General features: G+C 37.8%; 14 protein-coding genes and 1 tRNA gene. 9 read left to right on the plus strand and 6 right to left on the minus strand.

Going from position 1 to position 19,745, the window contains the following annotated elements:
* Positions 1–972: 972 nt before the first annotated feature.
* Together PQG52_RS10430 and PQG52_RS10435 are read right to left on the minus strand one after the other, a co-directional pair.
* Positions 973–2,181 (minus strand): aldose 1-epimerase family protein, encoded by a 1,209-nt coding sequence (locus tag PQG52_RS10430; protein ID WP_271829419.1) that lies wholly within the window; start codon positions 2,179–2,181, stop codon positions 973–975.
* 28 nt (positions 2,182–2,209) lie between these two features.
* Entirely contained in the window at positions 2,210–3,844 is a 1,635-nt protein-coding gene (locus tag PQG52_RS10435) for a tetratricopeptide repeat protein (protein WP_271829421.1), read from the minus strand.
* Positions 3,845–4,139: 295 nt separating this feature from the next.
* Between PQG52_RS10435 and PQG52_RS10440 the strand changes: the two genes are divergently transcribed.
* From PQG52_RS10440 to PQG52_RS10450, 3 genes are all read left to right on the plus strand, one after another.
* Positions 4,140–5,345, plus strand: coding sequence for a pyridoxal phosphate-dependent aminotransferase (locus PQG52_RS10440; RefSeq protein ID WP_271829422.1), 1,206 nt, complete (start codon positions 4,140–4,142; stop codon positions 5,343–5,345).
* An 18-nt stretch (positions 5,346–5,363) separates the two neighbouring features.
* A complete protein-coding gene (locus tag PQG52_RS10445) occupies positions 5,364–6,593 on the plus strand; it encodes a pyridoxal phosphate-dependent aminotransferase (protein ID WP_271829423.1) in 1,230 nt (409 codons plus the stop codon).
* A 186-nt stretch (positions 6,594–6,779) separates the two neighbouring features.
* Positions 6,780–8,321, plus strand: coding sequence for a GMC oxidoreductase (locus PQG52_RS10450; RefSeq protein ID WP_271829424.1), 1,542 nt, complete (start codon positions 6,780–6,782; stop codon positions 8,319–8,321).
* 148 nt (positions 8,322–8,469) lie between these two features.
* Here the strand turns inward: PQG52_RS10450 and PQG52_RS10455 are convergent, their stop codons facing one another.
* The 3 genes from PQG52_RS10455 to PQG52_RS10465 all read right to left on the minus strand — a co-directional run bounded on the left by PQG52_RS10455 (position 8,470) and on the right by PQG52_RS10465 (position 12,063).
* Positions 8,470–10,368 carry a cobaltochelatase CobT-related protein gene (locus tag PQG52_RS10455; protein WP_271829425.1) on the minus strand — a complete coding sequence of 633 codons (1,899 nt, stop codon included), beginning with the start codon at positions 10,366–10,368 and terminating at the stop codon, positions 8,470–8,472.
* A 24-nt stretch (positions 10,369–10,392) separates the two neighbouring features.
* Positions 10,393–11,409 (minus strand): AAA family ATPase, encoded by a 1,017-nt coding sequence (locus PQG52_RS10460; RefSeq protein WP_271829426.1) that lies wholly within the window; start codon positions 11,407–11,409, stop codon positions 10,393–10,395.
* Positions 11,410–11,472: 63 nt separating this feature from the next.
* Positions 11,473–12,063, minus strand: a complete 591-nt coding sequence (locus PQG52_RS10465; RefSeq protein ID WP_271829427.1) for a J domain-containing protein — start codon at positions 12,061–12,063, stop codon at positions 11,473–11,475.
* Positions 12,064–12,327: 264 nt separating this feature from the next.
* On the opposite strand from PQG52_RS10465, the gene PQG52_RS10470 reads away from it, so the two are divergent.
* Positions 12,328–12,936 carry a LolA family protein gene (locus PQG52_RS10470; protein WP_271829429.1) on the plus strand — a complete coding sequence of 203 codons (609 nt, stop codon included), beginning with the start codon at positions 12,328–12,330 and terminating at the stop codon, positions 12,934–12,936.
* Positions 12,937–12,939: 3 nt separating this feature from the next.
* Here the strand turns inward: PQG52_RS10470 and lipB are convergent, their stop codons facing one another.
* Positions 12,940–13,623, minus strand: coding sequence for a lipoyl(octanoyl) transferase LipB (gene lipB, locus PQG52_RS10475; protein WP_271829430.1), 684 nt, complete (start codon positions 13,621–13,623; stop codon positions 12,940–12,942).
* Between the two features lie 72 nt (positions 13,624–13,695).
* Between lipB and PQG52_RS10480 the strand changes: the two genes are divergently transcribed.
* The 5 genes from PQG52_RS10480 to PQG52_RS10500 all read left to right on the plus strand — a co-directional run bounded on the left by PQG52_RS10480 (position 13,696) and on the right by PQG52_RS10500 (position 19,656).
* Positions 13,696–13,781: transfer RNA gene (locus tag PQG52_RS10480), tRNA-Leu, on the plus strand.
* Positions 13,782–13,876: 95 nt separating this feature from the next.
* Positions 13,877–16,147, plus strand: a complete 2,271-nt coding sequence (locus PQG52_RS10485) for an NADP-dependent malic enzyme (protein ID WP_271829431.1) — start codon at positions 13,877–13,879, stop codon at positions 16,145–16,147.
* A 276-nt stretch (positions 16,148–16,423) separates the two neighbouring features.
* Positions 16,424–17,308 (plus strand): UTP--glucose-1-phosphate uridylyltransferase GalU, encoded by an 885-nt coding sequence (gene galU / locus PQG52_RS10490; protein WP_271790395.1) that lies wholly within the window; start codon positions 16,424–16,426, stop codon positions 17,306–17,308.
* The gene (pgmG, locus tag PQG52_RS10495; RefSeq protein WP_271829432.1) at positions 17,308–18,696 is read left to right on the plus strand and encodes a phosphoglucomutase/phosphomannomutase PgmG; all 1,389 of its coding nucleotides are present in this window, start codon (positions 17,308–17,310) and stop codon (positions 18,694–18,696) included. Before galU ends, pgmG begins: the two co-directional genes overlap by 1 nt.
* Positions 18,697–18,810: 114 nt before the next feature.
* Positions 18,811–19,656 (plus strand): methyltransferase domain-containing protein, encoded by an 846-nt coding sequence (locus tag PQG52_RS10500; protein WP_271829433.1) that lies wholly within the window; start codon positions 18,811–18,813, stop codon positions 19,654–19,656.
* Positions 19,657–19,745: the final 89 nt, after the last annotated feature.

The raw sequence follows: 19,745 nt of genomic DNA on the forward strand, positions 1-19,745 counted from the left end.
CAGGCTCATAACCTGAAGGTCAGAGGTTCAAATCCTCTCCCCGCTCCCAATACTCCAAATATCATCAGTTTAAAGCACAGATAGTGACGATATTATGTTTTCATAGATTGATAGATAATCATTACAAATAGGTCGCTATTTAGATTTATATTTGATCGTCTGGAAACTTGTTTTTTACATTTGGAGGAAGCGTCTCTTAGTTCTGAATTATCTGTGACTGCTACAAAAGTGAAATTAGCTATTAACTTATTGGTATAATTCATATCCACTCAAAATATCGATTTCAGAATCATTAAGTCCATTTATAATAATTATCCCGTATGCAGCAACAGTCATGCCAATTGTGTTGATGTTACTTGACGATCCTTTTTTTAACTACAAGTTGTCCTAGTGAGTTAAATTCTCAGTGTTTTTTTCAATAAAACAATAATATGCGGTGACAGGTCAATTGCTTCACAATTTGTATCTCGAATTCAATTCCAAGACGCTGCCAAGTGTATTGACCATAATTATTGATGTTACTCGTGAGTGAGGCTCTATGGTTACAATACCAAATTCACCGTCCAGACTTGTTTTTGAGCTTGCAAGTCTAAAATTTTATAAGCTGGATAGAAAAGCTGATGAGACCTCGTTAATATTGATAAGGTTGATAGCTAAAATGTTGGTATTGAATTTGAGTCTAGATTTTTTGTCTATCAGTTCATGTTGGTAATAATCTGTGATAAGATTATCAAGTTTATAGTCTGAACAAGGTTTTACCTTAGTTTTCAAGATAGTCCCTATTCTAGGTTATCGAGTTCGAGTGATCACTTCGATATCGATATAGAGCTATTATATAATTTTGAATATTTTTATTATTTTATTGCAACAAAGAATATTTAAAAGAATGCTGTTAGTTTGCGACGCTTATAAAGTTAAACTCCATCGAAAATTTTATTGGATATAGATATCCATATCCAATGCAGATGTTCTCTATTCTTTAGCGATTGGTGTTTGGATAGAAGTTGTATTTTGGTTGCCCTGGATATTAGTAACTGTTCCTTTTACTGTATTAACAGCTTCTCTGTTCATCAAAGCACTATACCTAATTTTAAATTGTATAGTTTGTCCTGGTTTTATTTGGCGAATACGCCCTTGTTCACGTTCTATGCTAGTGGCATAGGCGTAATTTGTGCCAGGTTCGATACCAGTGACGTAACCTTGTTTTTCTGTATCTGTATTCTTCCAAAGAGTTAAGTAGGGAAGTTCATTAGTATTAAATTCTATTGAAACGCCTTTATTTGCATCTTTGTTATGTAAAGCTGCTAGAGTGTAACCATTGGCATCACTATAAGGAACGATGTTAAAAACCATTTCGTCAAAATTCTTGGTAGGTTCTAAGTAAGTTGCCCAATCTTGCAAACCTTTTTGCGCGTAATCATTAAAAGGGCTAATTTCTTTAATTGGGGCGATAAACTGTGCATCTTTTTCCAATAATGGTTTGCTGAAATTGCTGTGATACATAATTTGATAGTCACGAGGGTAATCCGCATGATTGGTTAAACGATCATGGATCGTAAAATTGTAAGTATCAGGAATATAGGAAAGTTCCGCAATGGTTTGCAAATCAGCTTTTTTAAAGGTGCTTTCTTCGATTAAACCTCTGACTTTGATTTCATAAGGTGCTATTTCACTGATTTCAATTTCGACTTCAGAAGCTGGCGTATTGCCTGCTTTGCCATGTAAGGTCAGCATCTCTCCATTTTCAATTCCTGGATGACCTGCCCATTCAAAGCCACATCGGACCATCATTTCGTTAAATCCTTCTAGCCATCCAGCACCGTTGCGGCTCTCAAGATTAATAAAGGCAGGATTAACGACTTCTTTAACTGGAGAATCCCAACCAAAGCGCATTTCTTTACCTGTGACATTCATAATACTCATCCCTCTGGTTGGGCTGAGAGTAATGGTTAATCCATTGGGGCTGGTGAGTATAATAATCTTGGAGCCTTCTTGTTTGCCACCATGGAGAATTTTTTGCTCAATTGTAAAATAAGTATCGATAATGCCCAATTGTGTGCTGTCGATTTTCCAATCTCCGACCTCAATATTATGTTCCGTACTGGTCAAGGTAAATATTCGTGCGTTGGCTTTGGTAGAGTATAACGCGGGAGAAACACTGGCAGCTAAAGATTTATTCATTACATATTCCTTTATATTTTCATAATATTTAATGAGTTAACTGTTCTAAAACTTCTTGAAAATTATCGATATCAATTATACCTTCATAATTATAGAAATCATCTTTTTCTCCAATAATATGCGATAGAAGAAAAGGTGGATTGTGATCGATATCAGTAACTCTGAGTTGATTCCAATGTGGCTTGATGTAATAGTTAAAAGCTTGGACAAGGGCACATTGATCGATACACCAATTGAGCGGATTTTTTGGATCATAGGCGTAATTTACATATTGTTTTAAGAATTGTAAAATGAACTTGGTTTTTTCTAAATCGCCGAGATATAAGATACCTGCTCCGAGACACCATGGCTCTCCCGAGATTTGATTGCCTTTTTGATCAAACGCATAAATACGCAAGCCAAAATCATATTTAGTTTTGATGTCTTGCAATCTGGTATAAAAATCTGGGTAAGCAAACGCATCAATATCGATAATAAAGGTTTGAGTTGGATAAAGTTCAAATAATTCTGGGGCAAATAAATAACGAATACTTGCAAAATAAGCCCCATCTTGATAAGGGCATAATCCATAACCGAAGGTTAAATAAAAATTAGGAATATAGAGATGAATATGCGCTGCGGTCTTGCGTAAAAATCTGATTTGTTCTGGGGATGGATTATCAAGACATATACTGATGACAGTCTTTTCCTGATAGTTGTTTTGCACATGAGCTTTAAGCAATGAAAAAAGAAATTTAGGAAAATATCTAAAATATTTAAAATCACACCCTAAGATAATAGAGGTGTCAGGATGATTCCCTTTTAAGTCAGCATAAGACCATTGCCACATTTTTAATTGAAATGGATCATTGCCCTCTTGAAGTGATGGAAATTTGTTTATTTCCTCATCAGACAACCATGTATAGATGCCACAGTCCGCTGTGGTAAAAATAATATTTTGTTCAATAGAAAGTTTTTTAGCTTGTTTAAAATGCAAGTCAGCTTGTTTTCGGTCCTGTAATATCCAAGCAAGCCTGCCCATACATAAATGATACCACGGACTGGCACCATTTTTATCACATTCAATCTCTAATAATGTCGTTAACTGGCCGTTATCTATCCACTTTAATGTATTACAAAACATCACAAAATAAATGCTATAGTAATATTGTATAATTTGATTTTTATTTGTTAAATCATAGGGCAATACGAATATATTAAAGTCTCTTTGAGTGAGAGGTAAATTAAATTCTTTCAAGAGGCTATCTATGAAAAATACACAGTGTTTTTTAAAATTTTCATCCTGTAAACGGTTCAAAATATGCTTTCTTTGGGTCTCAGAGGTTTGCATGCTTTGTAACATTTTTTCGATTCCTCGCATTGTTGCAGGAATATTTTGTTGTTTAAAGTAAAGAACCGCTTGAAAATAATGATATTCACATTGGTTTGGATATAATTTTATTGCCCAGTCTAGCAATTGAACTGCTAGTGCATAGTTTTGGTGAAAAGCGCAGTATTTGGCTAATTCTTTAATATTATTAACGCTACTTGGGTTTTGTTGAAAACCTTCAATAATAGGAGTGATGTTTTGTAAAGAGTGATCTAATAACACAGGCGGAACGAAATCTTTGTTAGAAGCTACAAAATTTACAATATCATTGGTTAAACAGGCAATATCAGTCACAGCGCCACTCTTTGAATACAGAAAATATCATAATCATTTTAATATATCATAATTATATAATGAAATATTTTATATTTAGCATTTGCTTTGTATATATTGATAAAGCAGGATATACGCTATTATTTAACTATGAAATTCTTAAATATGATATTTTGTCTAGTTGATGAAAATTAAGAATTTATATAGATTCAATCTTTATTGTTTTATACCAAAAAACAGTAAATTTTAAAAAGAAGTTATTTTTCTTGTATTTCAAGTCAATATAAGAATTCTTGTTACATTTGGAATGGTTAGAATGGATATTATATCAGATCGTCTAAAACAAATACAGCCAAGTCAAACATTGGTTATTTCTGCTAAAGCGCGTGAGATGAAGGCAAAAGGACGTGATATTATCAGCCTTTCTGCAGGTGAACCTGATTTTGGCACTCCCGAGAATATCAGCCAAGCAGGGATCAGAGCTATTCAAACTGGACAAACGAAATATACAGATGTCGGAGGAACCTTACAAGTTCGTCAAGCTATCGCAAATCGTTTGAATACAGATTATGGTTTGGATTATACAGCTGATGAAGTAGCGGTTTCCTCTGGCGGTAAGCAAGTTATTTTTAATGCGATGATGGCCAGCATCAACTCTGAAGACGAAGTTATCATTCCAACCCCTTGTTGGGTCTCTTATCCAGATATTGTGACGTTGGCTGGGGGCAAGCCTGTAATGGTGGTTTGTGACGAAAAGACGACAGGATTTAAATTGCAACCTCAACAATTAAGAGAAGCAATTACAGAAAAAACAAAATGGTTAATTATTAATTCTCCTTGCAACCCCACAGGTGTAACATATTCTAAAGAAGAGTTGCGGGCATTATGTGATGTTTTATTAGAATTCCCAAATGTATGGATTCTGACAGACGATATATATGCGAAATTGACGTATGATGGGTTTGTTGCTTCTACAATCGTTCAAGTCGAGCCAAAATTAAAAGAACGCACTGTGACAATGAATGGCGTATCCAAAGCTTATTCTATGACAGGATGGCGTATTGGTTATGCTGCTGCTCCAGTAGAATTTATCAAAGCAATGATGAAGCTTCAAGGGCAATCGACCACTAATGCTTGCTCAATTAGCCAAGCGGCAACGATTGAAGCAGTTTCAGGACCTCAAGACTTTATACAAGATATGACCAGCACCTATCAAAAACGTCGTGATATTGTTTTGGAGCAACTCAATGCTACTCCAGGTCTAAGCTGTATAAAACCAGAAGGTGCCTTTTATTTATTTCCATCTATTCATGACTGCATTGGTAAAACATCAAAGAGTGGTGTTAAGATTGTAGATAGTGAATCTTTTGTAACCGCTCTGCTTGAAGAAGAGGGCGTAGCAGCAGTTCATGGAGCAGCCTTTATGATGGAAGGTTATTTTCGTATTTCGTATGCGACCAGCACTGAATTGTTAAAAGAAGCATGCACGCGGATTAAACAATTTTGTATGAATCTTCAATAGAACGAAATAGGTTTATTTATGGCTGTTAACTCTTCACAAACTGAGCCAAGCCTTTCTTTGAGAATGGAAGGGTTCGAAGCCCCAGCAACCATTGCCATGTCTATGCGTGCCAGAGAACTGGCCGCACAAGGCAAGGATGTGATTTCCCTTGCCTTGGGGCAACCTGATTTCTTCACCCCCAGAGTGGCATGTGATGCTGCTTATGAGGCTGCATTAGAGGGGAAGACAAAATATACACCGATTGATGGTGTGTTAGCGTTAAAACAGGCTGTTCAAAAGAAATTCAAACTTGAAAACGGCTTGGATTATGCGTTGGATGAAATCATGGTGGCAAATGGTGCCAAGCAGATTTTATTTAATGCATTGATGGCAACGTTAAATCCTGGGGATGAAGTGATTGTTCCTGCGCCTTATTGGACAAGCTATCCAATTATGGCAAAGTTTTTAGGTGGCACTCCTGTTAATGTAATGTGTTCAGAAGAAAATAATTTTTCTTTGAAAGCAGCAAATTTACGCAAAGTTATAACCAATAAAACTAAATGGCTGATTATCAACTCTCCCAGTAATCCTACGGGTGCGGTTTGGTCAAAGCAAGATTTGCTGGAGATCGCAGAAGTCTTGCGCGATTATCCTCAAATTTGGATGTTTGCGGATGAAATATATGAACATCTGATCTTTGACGGGGCAGTTCACTATTCGTTGGCAGCCTTAGCACCCGATTTAAAGGATCGGATTTTAACCGCTAATGGTGCATCAAAAACCTTTGCGATGCCTGGCTGGCGTGTGGGATATGCGGGTGGCCCGAAACGCTTGATCAAAGCGATGATGAAGATTCAAAGCAATTCGACCTCAGGCGCATCCAGTATCAGTCAGGCTGCTGCAACCGCAGCCTTGCATCATTGTGCGAAGGATGTCGAGGAAATGAGACAAGCCTACGATCGTCGTCGTATTATGATGAAAGAGGCTTTCTCAAACATGCCTGGTGTGACCTGTGCCGTGCCTCAAGGGGCATTTTATGTCTATCCTGGGATCAAAGGCTGCCTTGGTAAAACCAGTGCAGGCGGACGTAAAATTGAGAATGATCAAGATTTTGCCGAAGCTTTGCTAGAAGAGCAATATGTTGCTGTCGTTCCAGGCCATGCTTTTGGGTTAAGCCCATATTTGCGGATTTCTTATGCTGCGGACGATGCGGTGTTGGAAGAAGCTTGTAAACGTATAGGATATTTTATTGACACTCTAAAAGCATAGTAGAGTAGTTGATTGTAAAGTAAAATAAGGTATATTTATTGTAATTATAAATATACCTATTTAAAAATAATGACGTTTAAATAATAATTTCATTTTACCAAAATAATTGATATAATATAAATGCATTTATTTAATAGTAATTAAATGCATTTTATTTAAGAAAATTATTTTATAAGGTAAATTTAAATGACAATTTTTAACCGTGATTGTAAATATAAAGAATTAGTTCCTGAAATATTTAAAGATATTCCTAAGCCTCCTACGCATTCCAAAGCATTGATTATCGGCTCAGGTTTTGGTGGTGCTATTACTGCTTGGCGTCTTGCACAAGCAGGTATTGCCTCTACAATTTTAGAAAGAGGATCATATTGGCCTATTTCTAAAGATAGAGAAATCTTTACGAATGAAGTTTTACCCGATGGTCGAGGGTATTGGCATAAAACAAAGCTTAAGCAATTAAGTGGGTTGCCTGCTATTGTTGATGATTTTGGTGGGGTTATGGATGTTACCAGTTACGAAAATATTGACGTGTGGCGTGGTGCTTGTGTTGGCGGAGGATCCATTATTTATACAGGTGTTATGATTCAGCCTGAAAAAAAATATTTTGATGCTTTATTCAAGGGTAAGATTAGTTACGATGAAATGGATAAAAAATACTATCCATTAGTTAGAAAAATGTTAAATCTAAATCCAATGCCTGATGATATTTATAAGTCGAGTCCATTTGGGCATTCTCGTGTATGGGATAGCCAAAGTGTTAGAGCAGGATATCGCCCTTATTCAGTTGATTCTGTTTTTAATTGGGATGTTATTCGTGATGAACTTAATGGAAAAGTCAGGAAATCAGCTATTGTTGGTGAAAGTACACTGGGAAATAGTAATGGTGCTAAATTCGATTTAACGCAAAATTATTTAAAATATGCTCAAGATAGTGGTCTAGCCACGATATATCCAGGACATCAAGTCGAAAATATTTCTTATAAAGGGGGTATTTATGAAATTGATGTAAAAAAATTAAATCCTCAAGGTGATGAGATAGATCGTTATAGGTTAACATGTGATTATCTCTTTATGGCAGCAGGTTCTATTGGAACGTCTGAATTGCTTGTAAAAGCAAAGGCACTTAAAACACTTCCTTTGTTAAATTCTTATGTGGGTAAAGCATGGGGAACAAATGGTGATGCTATTGTTGTTCGATCTATGTCATTTTCAGAAGGGCTTGTTCAGGCAGCACCATGTGCATCTAAAGTTGATGATGAAACAATTGCAGGCATCCCCGTTACTTTGGAAAATTGGTATGCTCCAGGTATTCCTGTGAATATTGGGATCGTTGGTTCTTTGGGAATGTGTTATAATAAATCCCGTGCTAATTTTCAATATAATTCAAAAACGGGCAAAGTTGACTTGTTATGGACGAAAGCTAATTCTTCTGAAACAGAAACCGCAATCAGAAAGTTAAATGATAAGATTGCTAAACATTCTTTGGCCGTTCCAGGAGTACCTTTGATTATTGATGATGTGCGTGCAGACTTTACAGCACATCCTTTAGGAGGGGTTAACATCGGTGAGGCAACAGATAATTATGGGCGTGTAAAAAGCTATAAGAAACTATATGTTATGGACGGAGCCTTAATTCCGGGAAATACTGGGCTTGTTAATCCTAGCTTAACAATTTCAGCATTAGCAGAACGTAATATTGAAGCAATTATCAAAAATGATTTTAAATAAATAATTGTATAGACCTATTTCTGATAATTCGGTATAGGTCTTTTTTTTGGTATGTGTCATGGTCGTTTATATAAAGGCGATTAATATCATGTAAATAGTATTCTTTTGAATCGTCTTTTCTCAGATTGCCTCTATTTTATTATGAATATCATCGTTGCTTTGGGTTTTTAGAATCAAACAGTGCCGCCAACTCTTGCATCATTGTGCCACCTAATTGTTCAGCATTCGTGATGGTGACGGCATTTTGGTAGTATCGAGTGACATCATGCCCAATGCCAATAGCGGTGAGTTCAATGTCAGGTTGAGATTCAATGCGAGCAATCATACGTCGTAAATGCATTTCCAAATAATCTGGATTATTACTGGACAAAGTGCTGTCATCGACTGGCGCACCATCGGAAATAATCATCAGGATTTTACGCTTTTCTGGACGAGCGCGGAGGCGTTGCCAAGCCCAATGCAAGGCTTCTCCATCGATATTTTCTTTGAGTAATCCTTCTTGTAACATTAATCCCAGGTTTTTACGTGCATGTCGCCAAGGTTGATCGGCGGATTTATAAATAATATGACGCAAATCATTTAAACGACCTGGTTGCGCAGGTTTACCATTTTTAAGCCATTCTTCACGGCTGCGCCCGCCTTTCCATGCACGGGTAGTGAAGCCTAAAACTTCGACCTTGATAGCACAACGTTCCAAGGTTCTGGCTAAGATATCGCCACACATGGCTGCAATCGTAATGGGTTTACCCCGCATAGAACCAGAATTATCAATTAACAAAGTAACGACGGTATCTTTAAACTCTGTTTCTTGTTCATATTTATAACTCAGCGAATACATAGGATTAGTGATAATGCGAGGCAGCTTGCTGGCATCTAATAACCCTTCTTCTTGATCGAAATTCCACCGTCGTCTTTGTTGTGCCATGAGTTTACGTTGCAGACGATTGGCAAGCTTCGCAATAATATTCTGCATTGTTTGGAGTTGTTGATCGAGTTGTTGTCTTAGGAATGCTAACTCTTCCGCGTTACAAACTTGATCGGCAGAAATGATTTCATCAAATTTTTTGGTATAAATATGATACCTAGCATCTTCCACTTCACTTAAAGGCGGCAATTCACCTTCTTTGGGGCCAGCAGGGGTGTCTTGTGTTTCGAATCCTTCCCCTTCATCAGCATCAGAAGAGTCATTACTATCGATCCCTTGGGCGACCTGAGGGGATTGTTCTTCTGGTTGTTCTTGCTCTTGTTCTTCTTGTGTATTCTCTTCCGAAGGATTATCTGATGTTTCAGAAGAATCTGGATTTTCATTCTCTTGGTCATTAGAGGAATCTTGTTCTTTTTCCTCTAACTCTTCCATAAGCTGATAGGCTGTTAATAATTGTTGAGATGCCGCAGCATAATCTTTTTGACTGTTCATATGCTGAACCATTTGGTCCAGTGCTTCTTCACCACTTTTTGTTAAGCGATTGCGCCATAGTTGAACAATGCGTCGAGAAGCTTTTGGAACAGGTTCACCCGTCAACTTTTCTCTGGCTATTAGTGCTAATGCTGTTTGAGGAGGCAGTTGTTCGGCTTTGTCCATTCGTGCATGCCCTTCGGCATGGCTGTTATATTCTTGAACAGATCGTAAGTTAGCTGCCACCCCTTGCATGTATCGACTTCCTAATGCCTCAACACGAACTTGTTCCAATGCGTCGAATGCAACTCTGGCATCGGCGATTGTGGGTTGAGTTGTTTCGTGTAATTTTTGGTTGTGATATTTTAATCTTAACGCAATTGCATCTGCTGCGCCCCGTAACTGGTTCATCATGATGGGATCATGAATTTCAGGTGGGGTCGGTAGATGCACAGAACTTGGATTGATTGTATTTTGTGGGGTGTGATTGCGTAAAGAAGATCCAGAATAAAAATGGATGTTTGTATCTTGACGGCCACTGAGTGCATGAATCACCCCGATCGTGGCTTGTTTAAATTGTTCGGGGTTATACTCATTGTTATCTGGAGGAAGTTGAGGGGAAGATTTGGGTGTTTTGGACTCTTCTGACATAAGTTCCTCCTGTGATAGATTAAGTTAGATTAAGTCAGCAATTAAGGGATTAGTATTAAAGCAGCGTTGATAATATTCTGCAACTGTCTGACGTTCTGCTTCGTCACATTTGTTAAGAAATGTCAGACGGAAAGCAAGGGGTAAATCTTTGAATATCTCAAAATTTTCTGCCCAAGTAATGACTGTTCTTGGAGACATTACGGTAGAGATTTCACCTGTTGCAAAGCCATTACGTGTCAAGTTTGCTAATGCCACCATTGAATCGATCATTTGTGTTGATTCATGATCGTCTTTGGTAACTCCCATTTTAGACATAATAATCTTGGATTCTTGTTCATGGGGTAGGTAGTTCAAGGTTGCAACGATGCTCCAACGATCCATTTGCCCTTGGTTAATTTGTTGAGTGCCATGATAAAGCCCCGTTGTGTCGCCTAGACCAATCGTGTTGGCGGTGGCAAATAAGCGGAAATAAGGGTTGGGGCGAATAACTCTATTTTGGTCTAATAAAGTTAACTTTCCTTCGGCTTCAAGGACACGTTGAATAACAAACATGACGTCAGGACGACCTGCGTCATATTCATCAAAAATCAATGCACAAGGATTTTCCAATGCCCAAGGCAATAACCCTTCTTGGAATTGGGTAATTTGCTTGCCGTCTTTAAGAACGATAGCGTCCTTACCAATCAGATCAATACGAGAAATATGGCTGTCCAAGTTGATACGAACGCAAGGCCAGTTTAGGCGAGCTGCAATTTGTTCGATATGAGAGGATTTTCCAGTTCCATGAAACCCTTGAACCATAACACGGCGATTATAACGAAAACCTGCCAAAATGGCTTGAGTAATCTCTTTGTCAAAGCAATAGCTGGCATCAAGGTCAGGGACTAGGGACGTTTTAATTGAAAAACCTGGAACTTCCATATCCAGATCAATATTAAATGTCTTTCTGACATTATACTGAACATCAGGTTCAGAAAGAACAGAAGTCGAGGGAAGTTCAGCGTTGAGGTCTTGTATTGGCTGTGCAGGCTTTTCGGTCATTCTTTAACAATCCTTTTGCGTGGTTTTTCAGTCATTCATATAAGTAATGAAGTATAAATTAGACTATATTTCAACAGAATTCATTAAATGAGTTCTTAATTGTGAGTAAGCAGCGTTAATATTTTTAAATTGTTCCGTTAAGCTTTTGTCTTTATGGTTCGTATCGGGATGATATTTGCGTGCTAAAACGGTATATCGTTTTCTTAAATCCTGTAAAGAAATTGGCCAAGTTAGTTCTAGAGTTTTCAAAGAATGCTGTAACTCTTTTGGTGCTTTAGGGACTTGTGGACTGGTTTGTGTATTGTTGAAACCTGGATGGTCTTTAAATACTCCCAAAGAATCTTTGAAATATTGTTCCTTTAGAAGATCTGCTTTACCTAATTGTCCCAATTTCCAAGACGGCTTATCCCACACGGTCGAAGCTCTGAGATGATTTTCAATTTGAGCGGGGGTCATCCCTTTACAATAATCCCAATTTTTATTGTATTCTCTGATATGTTCCAAACAAAACCAGTAATAATCATTTAATTGCTGACGTGATTTGGGGGCTTTATATCCAGCAGGCTGATCGCAACTAGGCATGTCACAACATTTATTGTTGGGACAATCAGGATCAGGATCAAAGGCACGAAAACGTTTTTTATGAGCAGTCATTCTATAAGAAATTGTTAAATTTTGAAAATGTAAAAGAAGCTACTCATATCATATTATATTAAAATCATAAAAAACAATATGTCTATGACGGTGATTACTCTAAATAAAAGAGGCTAAGCCTTTATAATAATTTTATAAAAAAATTCGAAAGAGAAAAACTCTTAATAATCAAATTTGTTTTGCTTTAAGGGAATTGCAGCTATGATGACAGTTCTTATTAAAAAGCATTTGAGTATATCGAATAAAAACTAAAGAGGGAATAACATGAAGTGGATGCGAAAAAGCATATTTCTTTTGCTACCAATCTTATTGGCAGCCTGTCACGGTGGAAAAGAATTGCGTCCAACATGTGAGCTAACAGCAATTTCACAAGTGGAATCTAGTTTGAACAATCCCAAAGGATTTACAGGACAATTCACGCAGACTTGGCCTGATGGGGGAAAATCCACAGGGCGTATTATCTATGAGCCAGGTAAATTAAGATTGAATTATGATTACCCATCTCCAATGGTTGTGGTTGCCAAAGATAAAAAAATGGTGGCAAAGGATTTCAGCAACCAATCTGTGACCCATATCGGATTATCCCGTAACCCGTTGGGATTGATGCTTAAAACACCTGTGCATTTGTCTAATCCTATCTTGGTCACAAATATTCAACACAAAGATGGAATGTTACAAATCTCATTAGCCAGTTCAGATAATCCATCACAAGGATTATTAACATTATTATTTACAGAAGCCGAGGGCAAGTTGGCCTTGCGCCAAATGCAAGCAGTAGATGTAAGAAAACGGCGCAGCATTATGGATATTGAAAATGTTCAAGAAGGGATCCAAGTTCCAGCAACCTTTTTTGCTTATCCTGATGGGCAATAATACTTATGTGAACAGTTTTTTTTCTTGCAGTGAATAAGGGAAAATATAATTCCATTGTTCAAGTAAAACCTGATCCACCTCATCCATAGAACATTTCACCCCTAATTTTTCCATACTGGTAACGCCAAACTCAGCCAATCCACAGGGAATAATACCAGTATAATCGTTTAAATTGGGGGATATATTGAGCGCAATTCCATGCCAACTGATCCAACGCGTTAATTTGATACCTAAGGCCGCAATTTTTTCTTCTTTTTTAGTGATCGGGTCAATGACCCATAATCCTATACGATCTTTGCGCTTTTCCGCATGAATATTAAATTGCCTTAGGGTTAGGATAACCCAATCTTCAATAGCATTTACAAACGCATGAATATCTCTGGATGGGAAAGCCTGATGATCCTTCCTCAGATCCATCATTATATAGATAATACGTTGTCCAGGCCCATGATATGTCCATTGCCCACCGCGATTTGTATAAAAAGTGGGATAATTTTGTGTGTTGATTAAATCATAATCTTTCGCTGACGTTCCCGCTGTATATAAAGGGGGATGTTCAAGAAACCATAAGCATTCCGGTTGTTTTTCATTATAAATGTCTTGTACATAACGTTCCATATGCTGTATCGCATTGGGATAGGAAACAAGTTTTTTACTTTTTTGTATAAATATAGGATGAAATGCCATTGCATGAAATCTTTTGATCGGTTATAGAGATACCATATTCGATGATACCACCATATAGAATGGTTGTCATGTGCGGTCGTGGCGGAATGGTATACGCGCAAGCTTGAGGTGCTTGTGGGGGCAACCCCGTGGAAGTTCGAGTCTTCTCGACCGCACCATATTTTCCAATTGTCAAAAAAGAGTGATTTTCCTTTTCTTGTATCTATTTTAAGATATAGTGATGCTTTGAACTTAACCATCAACAGAGGAAAACATGGATCAAAAATTTAAACAGGAAGCACTCGATTATCATCAATACCCAAAGCCAGGGAAATTAACGATCACGCCAACGAAAAGAATGGCAACACAACGTGATTTATCCTTGGCATATTCTCCTGGTGTGGCCGCTCCGTGTTTAGAAATTAAAAGAGATCCTTCATTAGCAAGTAAATATACAGCCAGAGGTAATCTGGTTGCCGTTATTTCAAATGGTACGGCAGTATTAGGATTAGGGAATATTGGCGCATTAGCAGGTAAGCCTGTGATGGAAGGTAAAGCGGTTTTATTTAAAAAATTCGCTGGTATTGATGTTTTTGATATTGAAGTTGACGCAACAGACCCAGAACATTTTTGTAACGTTGTTGCTGCATTAGAACCTACATTTGGTGGGATTAATCTGGAAGATATCAAAGCACCGGAATGTTTTGAAATTGAGAAAAATTTACAATCTAGAATGAGCATTCCCGTATTTCATGATGATCAGCATGGAACGGCTATTGTTGTAACCGCAGCATTGGTGAATGCGCTACGCATACAAAATAAAAAACTTGAAGACGTTAAATTGGTGACTTCTGGTGCTGGCGCTGCAGCCATGGCTTGTGTTGATTTGATGGTTGGTATGGGGTTGAAGGTTGAAAATGTAACCTTAACCGATATTGATGGTGTGGTTTGGAAAGGTCGTGATCCAAACATGCCAGAAAACATGGCACGTTATGCCAAGGAAACGAATGCGCGTAAATTACAAGAAGTTATTAATGGGGCCGATATCTTCCTTGGATTATCTGCAGCAGGTGTATTGAAACCAGAATATTTGGAGCATATGGCACCAAAGCCTATTATTCTGGCATTGGCTAATCCAGAGCCAGAGATTACACCAAATGAAGTCAAAAAAGTCAGAACGGATGCTATTATCGCTACGGGACGTTCAGACTATCCGAACCAAGTCAACAATGTTTTATGTTTCCCTTTTATTTTCCGCGGTGCTTTGGATGTTGGTGCCAAACAAATCAATGAAGAAATGCAACATGCTGCTGTATATGCATTGGCACAATTGGCAACTTTGGAAGCCAACGAAGCCGTCATTGCTGCTTATGGTGGAGATGCGCCTTCTTTTGGTTCAGAATATATTTTACCAAAACCTTTTGATCCAAGGTTAATTTTGCATATTGCCCCAGCCGTTGCAAAAGCAGCGATGGATAGTGGTGTTGCTACACAACCGATCGAAGATTTCCAAGCTTATACCGATCATTTGCAAGAGTTTGTATTTCGTAGCAGTCAAGTCATGCAGCCTGTTTTCGAAGCTGTACGTAGACAACCTGAATTGAAAAAAATTGTTTTTTCAGAAGGGGAAAGCGGTCGCGTATTACGTGCAATACAAACATTAGTGAATGATAAGCTTGCTAAACCGTATGTCATTGGAAATAAGGAACTTATTCAGGCAAAAATTAATAGTCTTGGTTTAAGTTTACGTGTTGATGAACATGTTGGTGTTTTCGAACCTAATAGAAATGATCCATTATTACAATCTTTGGAAGATCCTTATAAAAAACTGGTTGAACGGCAAGGGATTCCCCCGTCTTTGGCTTATGAACAACTTTATCGTCGTAAATCTGTAATGGCTGCTATGTTGTTAAGAGAGGGTCATGTTGATGTTTCATTAATTGGTGGTTATGGAGAATGGTATCGACACTTTAAATATTTAAAAGGAATTATTCCAAGACGTCCCGATGTTAAAAAATTTCATACTATTTCAGCATTGATTCAATCTAATGTTGTATTATTTATGGGAGATGCCTATTTAAATCTAAACCCATCTGCGGAAGAAATTGCGGAGTTAACTTTGTTGGCTGCCGAAGCAGTTTCTAAATTTGGTCTTCCCCCACGTGCAGCATTACTGTCTTATTCTTCGTTCGGAACAGGTAAGTCAGGTTCGGCTCAAAAAATGCGTGAAGCATTGGAAATGATTAAAAGTAAGGATCCTCAATTAGAAATCGACGGTGAGATGCAAGGCGATGCAGCACTAAGTCCAACGGTGCGTAATCGTCTGATTGATGATTCACCTTTGACAGGTAATGCTAATTTGTTAATTATGCCTTGCTTAGACTCTGCGAATATAGGTCTTTCTCTAAGTCGTGTCGTTGGTGATGCGTTGCAAATTGGTCCAATAACTCTTGGCGCAACGAAACCGTTACATATTTTAACAGAAAGCACAACGGCACGTGGAATTGTTAATCTTGCAATGATTGCCATTAAACAATCATTATAATTATTATATTTAAATGCTCTATTTTCTTTCTTTTAAATAATAGAATAGAGCGTTATTTCAAATAGTAACTTTATTCAATAATGTGTGAATACCGTCCTAAAACTCTTATAAAACTACCAATTTTTAATCGAAAGTATGGTGTTTATTAATTTTTTTAGATAATAGATGGGTGTAATATAATATTTATTAATATAGATAGAAAGTAAAATACTTTAAACTATTAACAGTTTTTGGTATATCTAAATACAAATGAAAACTAAATTAAGGTAAAATTTTGTGATTAAACCTCTACGTAAGGCTGTATTGCCTGTTGCTGGATTTGGTACGCGCTTCTTGCCTGCAACTAAATCTATGCCTAAAGAAATGTTGCCTGTTGTGGATCGTCCATTAATTCAATATGCAATTGACGAAGCAAGAGCTGCTGGCATTGAACAATTTTGTTTGATTACTGCACGTGGTAAAGATTCTTTGATTGATTACTTTGATGTTGCGTATGAGTTGGAAGATACATTACGTCAAAAAGGTAAAAAAGATGCTTTAGAAGCATTGCAACCATCAAGCATCCAAGCAGGTTCCTTAACCGCATTGCGCCAACAAGATCCCTTGGGATTAGGGCATGCAGTATGGTGTGCACGTACTTTCGTAGGGGATGATCCTTTTGCCGTATTATTGCCAGACGATTTGATTTTAAGTGAACGTGGCTGTTTATCGCAAATGGTAGAAGTATATAATCAGTACGGTGGTAACGTTGTTGCTGTTTCAGAAGTGCCAAAAGAAAAAACCTCAAGTTACGGTATTATTGATGTCGCTTCAGATGATGGACATTTAGTAAAAGTATCTGGTGTTGTTGAGAAACCAGAACCAGAAGATGCGCCTTCTAATTTATCCGTTATTGGTCGTTATATTTTGGCGCCAGATATTATGTCTCATCTTTCTAAAATGGAACGCGGTGCGGGCAATGAAGTGCAATTGACCGATTCTATGACAAAATTAATTGGGCAGATGCCGTTTCATGGGTTGCGTTATGAAGGCACACGTTATGACTGTGGCAGTAAAGCTGGTTTCTTAGAAGCGCAAATTGCTTTTGCTTTACAACGCCCAGATTTGGCATCTTCTATGCGTCAAATCTTAAAAAAATATGCTCATGAAGGTGAAAAATAATGGAACATCAAAGAAATATTGATTCCAGTATTCTGCGTGAATATGATATTCGTGGTGTATATGACAAAACTTTTTTCATCGAAGATGCTTACGCAATCGGACGTGCTTTTGGCAGTCTTATCGTACGGAATAATGGCAAAAAAGTTGTCGTTAGTTATGATGGACGTGTCAGTTCACCTGATTTAGAAGCGGCTTTGGTTGATGGACTAAAAAAATGCGGATTGGAAGTTGTTCGCATTGGTCGTGGTCCGACACCAATGTTGTACTATGCTGCCACAATGATGGAAGCAGATGGCGCGGTGATGGTAACAGCCAGTCATAATCCAAAAGAATATAACGGCATGAAATTCATGTTGGCTGGAAAATCTTTTTTTGGTAAGCAAATCCAAGAACTTGGCGCTCAAGTCGCTAAAGGCGATGTTGTTCCAGAGGGAATTGGCAGTGTTCGCAAAGTCGATATCGTTGATGAGTATGTCACACGTCTTTTAAAAGATTTTGGTATCACTGATCGTAAGCTAAAGGTAGTTTGGGATAATAGCAATAGTGCTGCTGGTGAAGTATTAACAAAATTAGTACAACAGCTTCCAGGCGAACATATCGTATTGAACGGTACGATCGATGGTAATTTCCCAGCACATAGCCCAGATCCAACCGTTCCAAAAAATTTAGTACAACTTCAAGATGAAGTGGCTAAACGCCAGGCTGATATTGGGATCGCGTTTGATGGTGATGCAGATCGTATTGGTGTTATTGATGACAAGGGCAATATCTTATGGGGCGATCAGTTAATGATCGTCTACAGTCGCGATATTTTACCTGATAATCAAGGCGCGACCATTATTGCAGATGTCAAAGCAAGCCAAATTTTATTTGAGGAAGTAAAAAAAGCTGGCGGTAATCCATTAATGTGGTGTACAGGGCATTCTTTGATTAAATCAAAGATGGCAGAAACCAAAGCATTATTGGGTGGGGAAATGTCAGGGCATATTTTCTTTGCTGATAAATGGTATGGTTTTGATGATGCACTTTATGTAGCGGTTAGAACCTTGGATATCGTTAGCCGCTTAAAAGGGCCACTTTCTGAAATTACAGAGTCATTACCAAAAGCGATTTCTACGCCTGAAATTCGATTTGATTGTCCAGATGATCGCAAATTTGATGTGGTTAGAGAAGTTGCTGCTCGTCTGCAAGCTGAAAAAGCCGATGTCGTCACAATTGATGGTGTTCGTGTGAATACTGCTGATGGTTGGTGGCTACTAAGAGCTTCTAATACTCAAGCATCTTTGGTTGCAAGAGCTGAAAGCACAACAGGCGACGGTCTTGAAAATCTTAAAAATGCACTAAAATCTCAATTGAGCGCCTCTGGGGTAGAATTACCAGAAGTCTAAATTGAATATTAAATGATTTATAATAAAGGCGCAGCTGTAAAGGTTGCGTCTTTATTTATTTATAGGGTATTATTTATCTTTGAATTGCATAGATGTTAGAGATATTTAAAGAAGATGACTGTACCTGTTATATTTAATCGCAAACTTGTTCGATATCATCGTGACAGGGCAGCATATCATCATGAGACAATACAAGATATTGTTCAAATTGGTGCAGACAGATTATTAGAACGCTTGGATGATATTCAACGTTCCTTTACGGATGTATTGGAAATTGGTGGAAGAGGGGTCGTCGCCCCTATATTGCAATCCAAGGGAATGAATGTTGTTTCTGGCGATTTATCTCATCGATTGGTTTCCATAAATTCAGCACCGTCAGTTTGCTTAGATGAGGAATACTTGCCTTTCAAAGCGCATAGTTTTGATTTAGTGATTGCAAACTTTAATCTACATTGGGTGAATGATCTGCCCGGTTCGTTATTGCAAATAAAGAACATATTACGCCCCGATGGTTTGTTTTTAGCATCAATACCGATATTACCGACTTTATCGATGTTACGTCATGTGATAACAGAGGAGGAAATGGAGTTGTGTGGCAGAGTTTTCCCTCGCATATCGCCCTTTCCAGATTTGCGTGCTTGTGCCACCTTAATGCAGCGTGCAGGGTTTGCTTTGCCTGTCGTAGATAAAGAAGAATTGCTTTTAGTCTATCGCTCAGCAATGGCGTTAATGAAAGATTTGCGGTTTGCTGGTGAAACAAACGCATTGATGGAGCAGCAAAAGACATTTACGAACAAAGATTTTTTGGCAAGTTGCATCACTAAATTGCAAGATCAAAATGAAATAGCCGTTCCTTTGCATTTTGCAGTGTTAACAGGATGGGGGCCAGATTCATCGCAGCAACAGCCCTTACAGCCAGGACAATTCTCTGTGTCTTTGGAAGACGTTTTAAAAAATTAAAAGAGTTAAGGCTTTTAAGTTCATATATTGCCATTTAAGCGATCTTTAATATCTATTTTTAATTTGTAAATGATTAATATTCTTGTCTA

This window comes from Commensalibacter communis (assembly GCF_947179105.1).
Classification (GTDB): domain Bacteria; phylum Pseudomonadota; class Alphaproteobacteria; order Acetobacterales; family Acetobacteraceae; genus Commensalibacter; species Commensalibacter communis.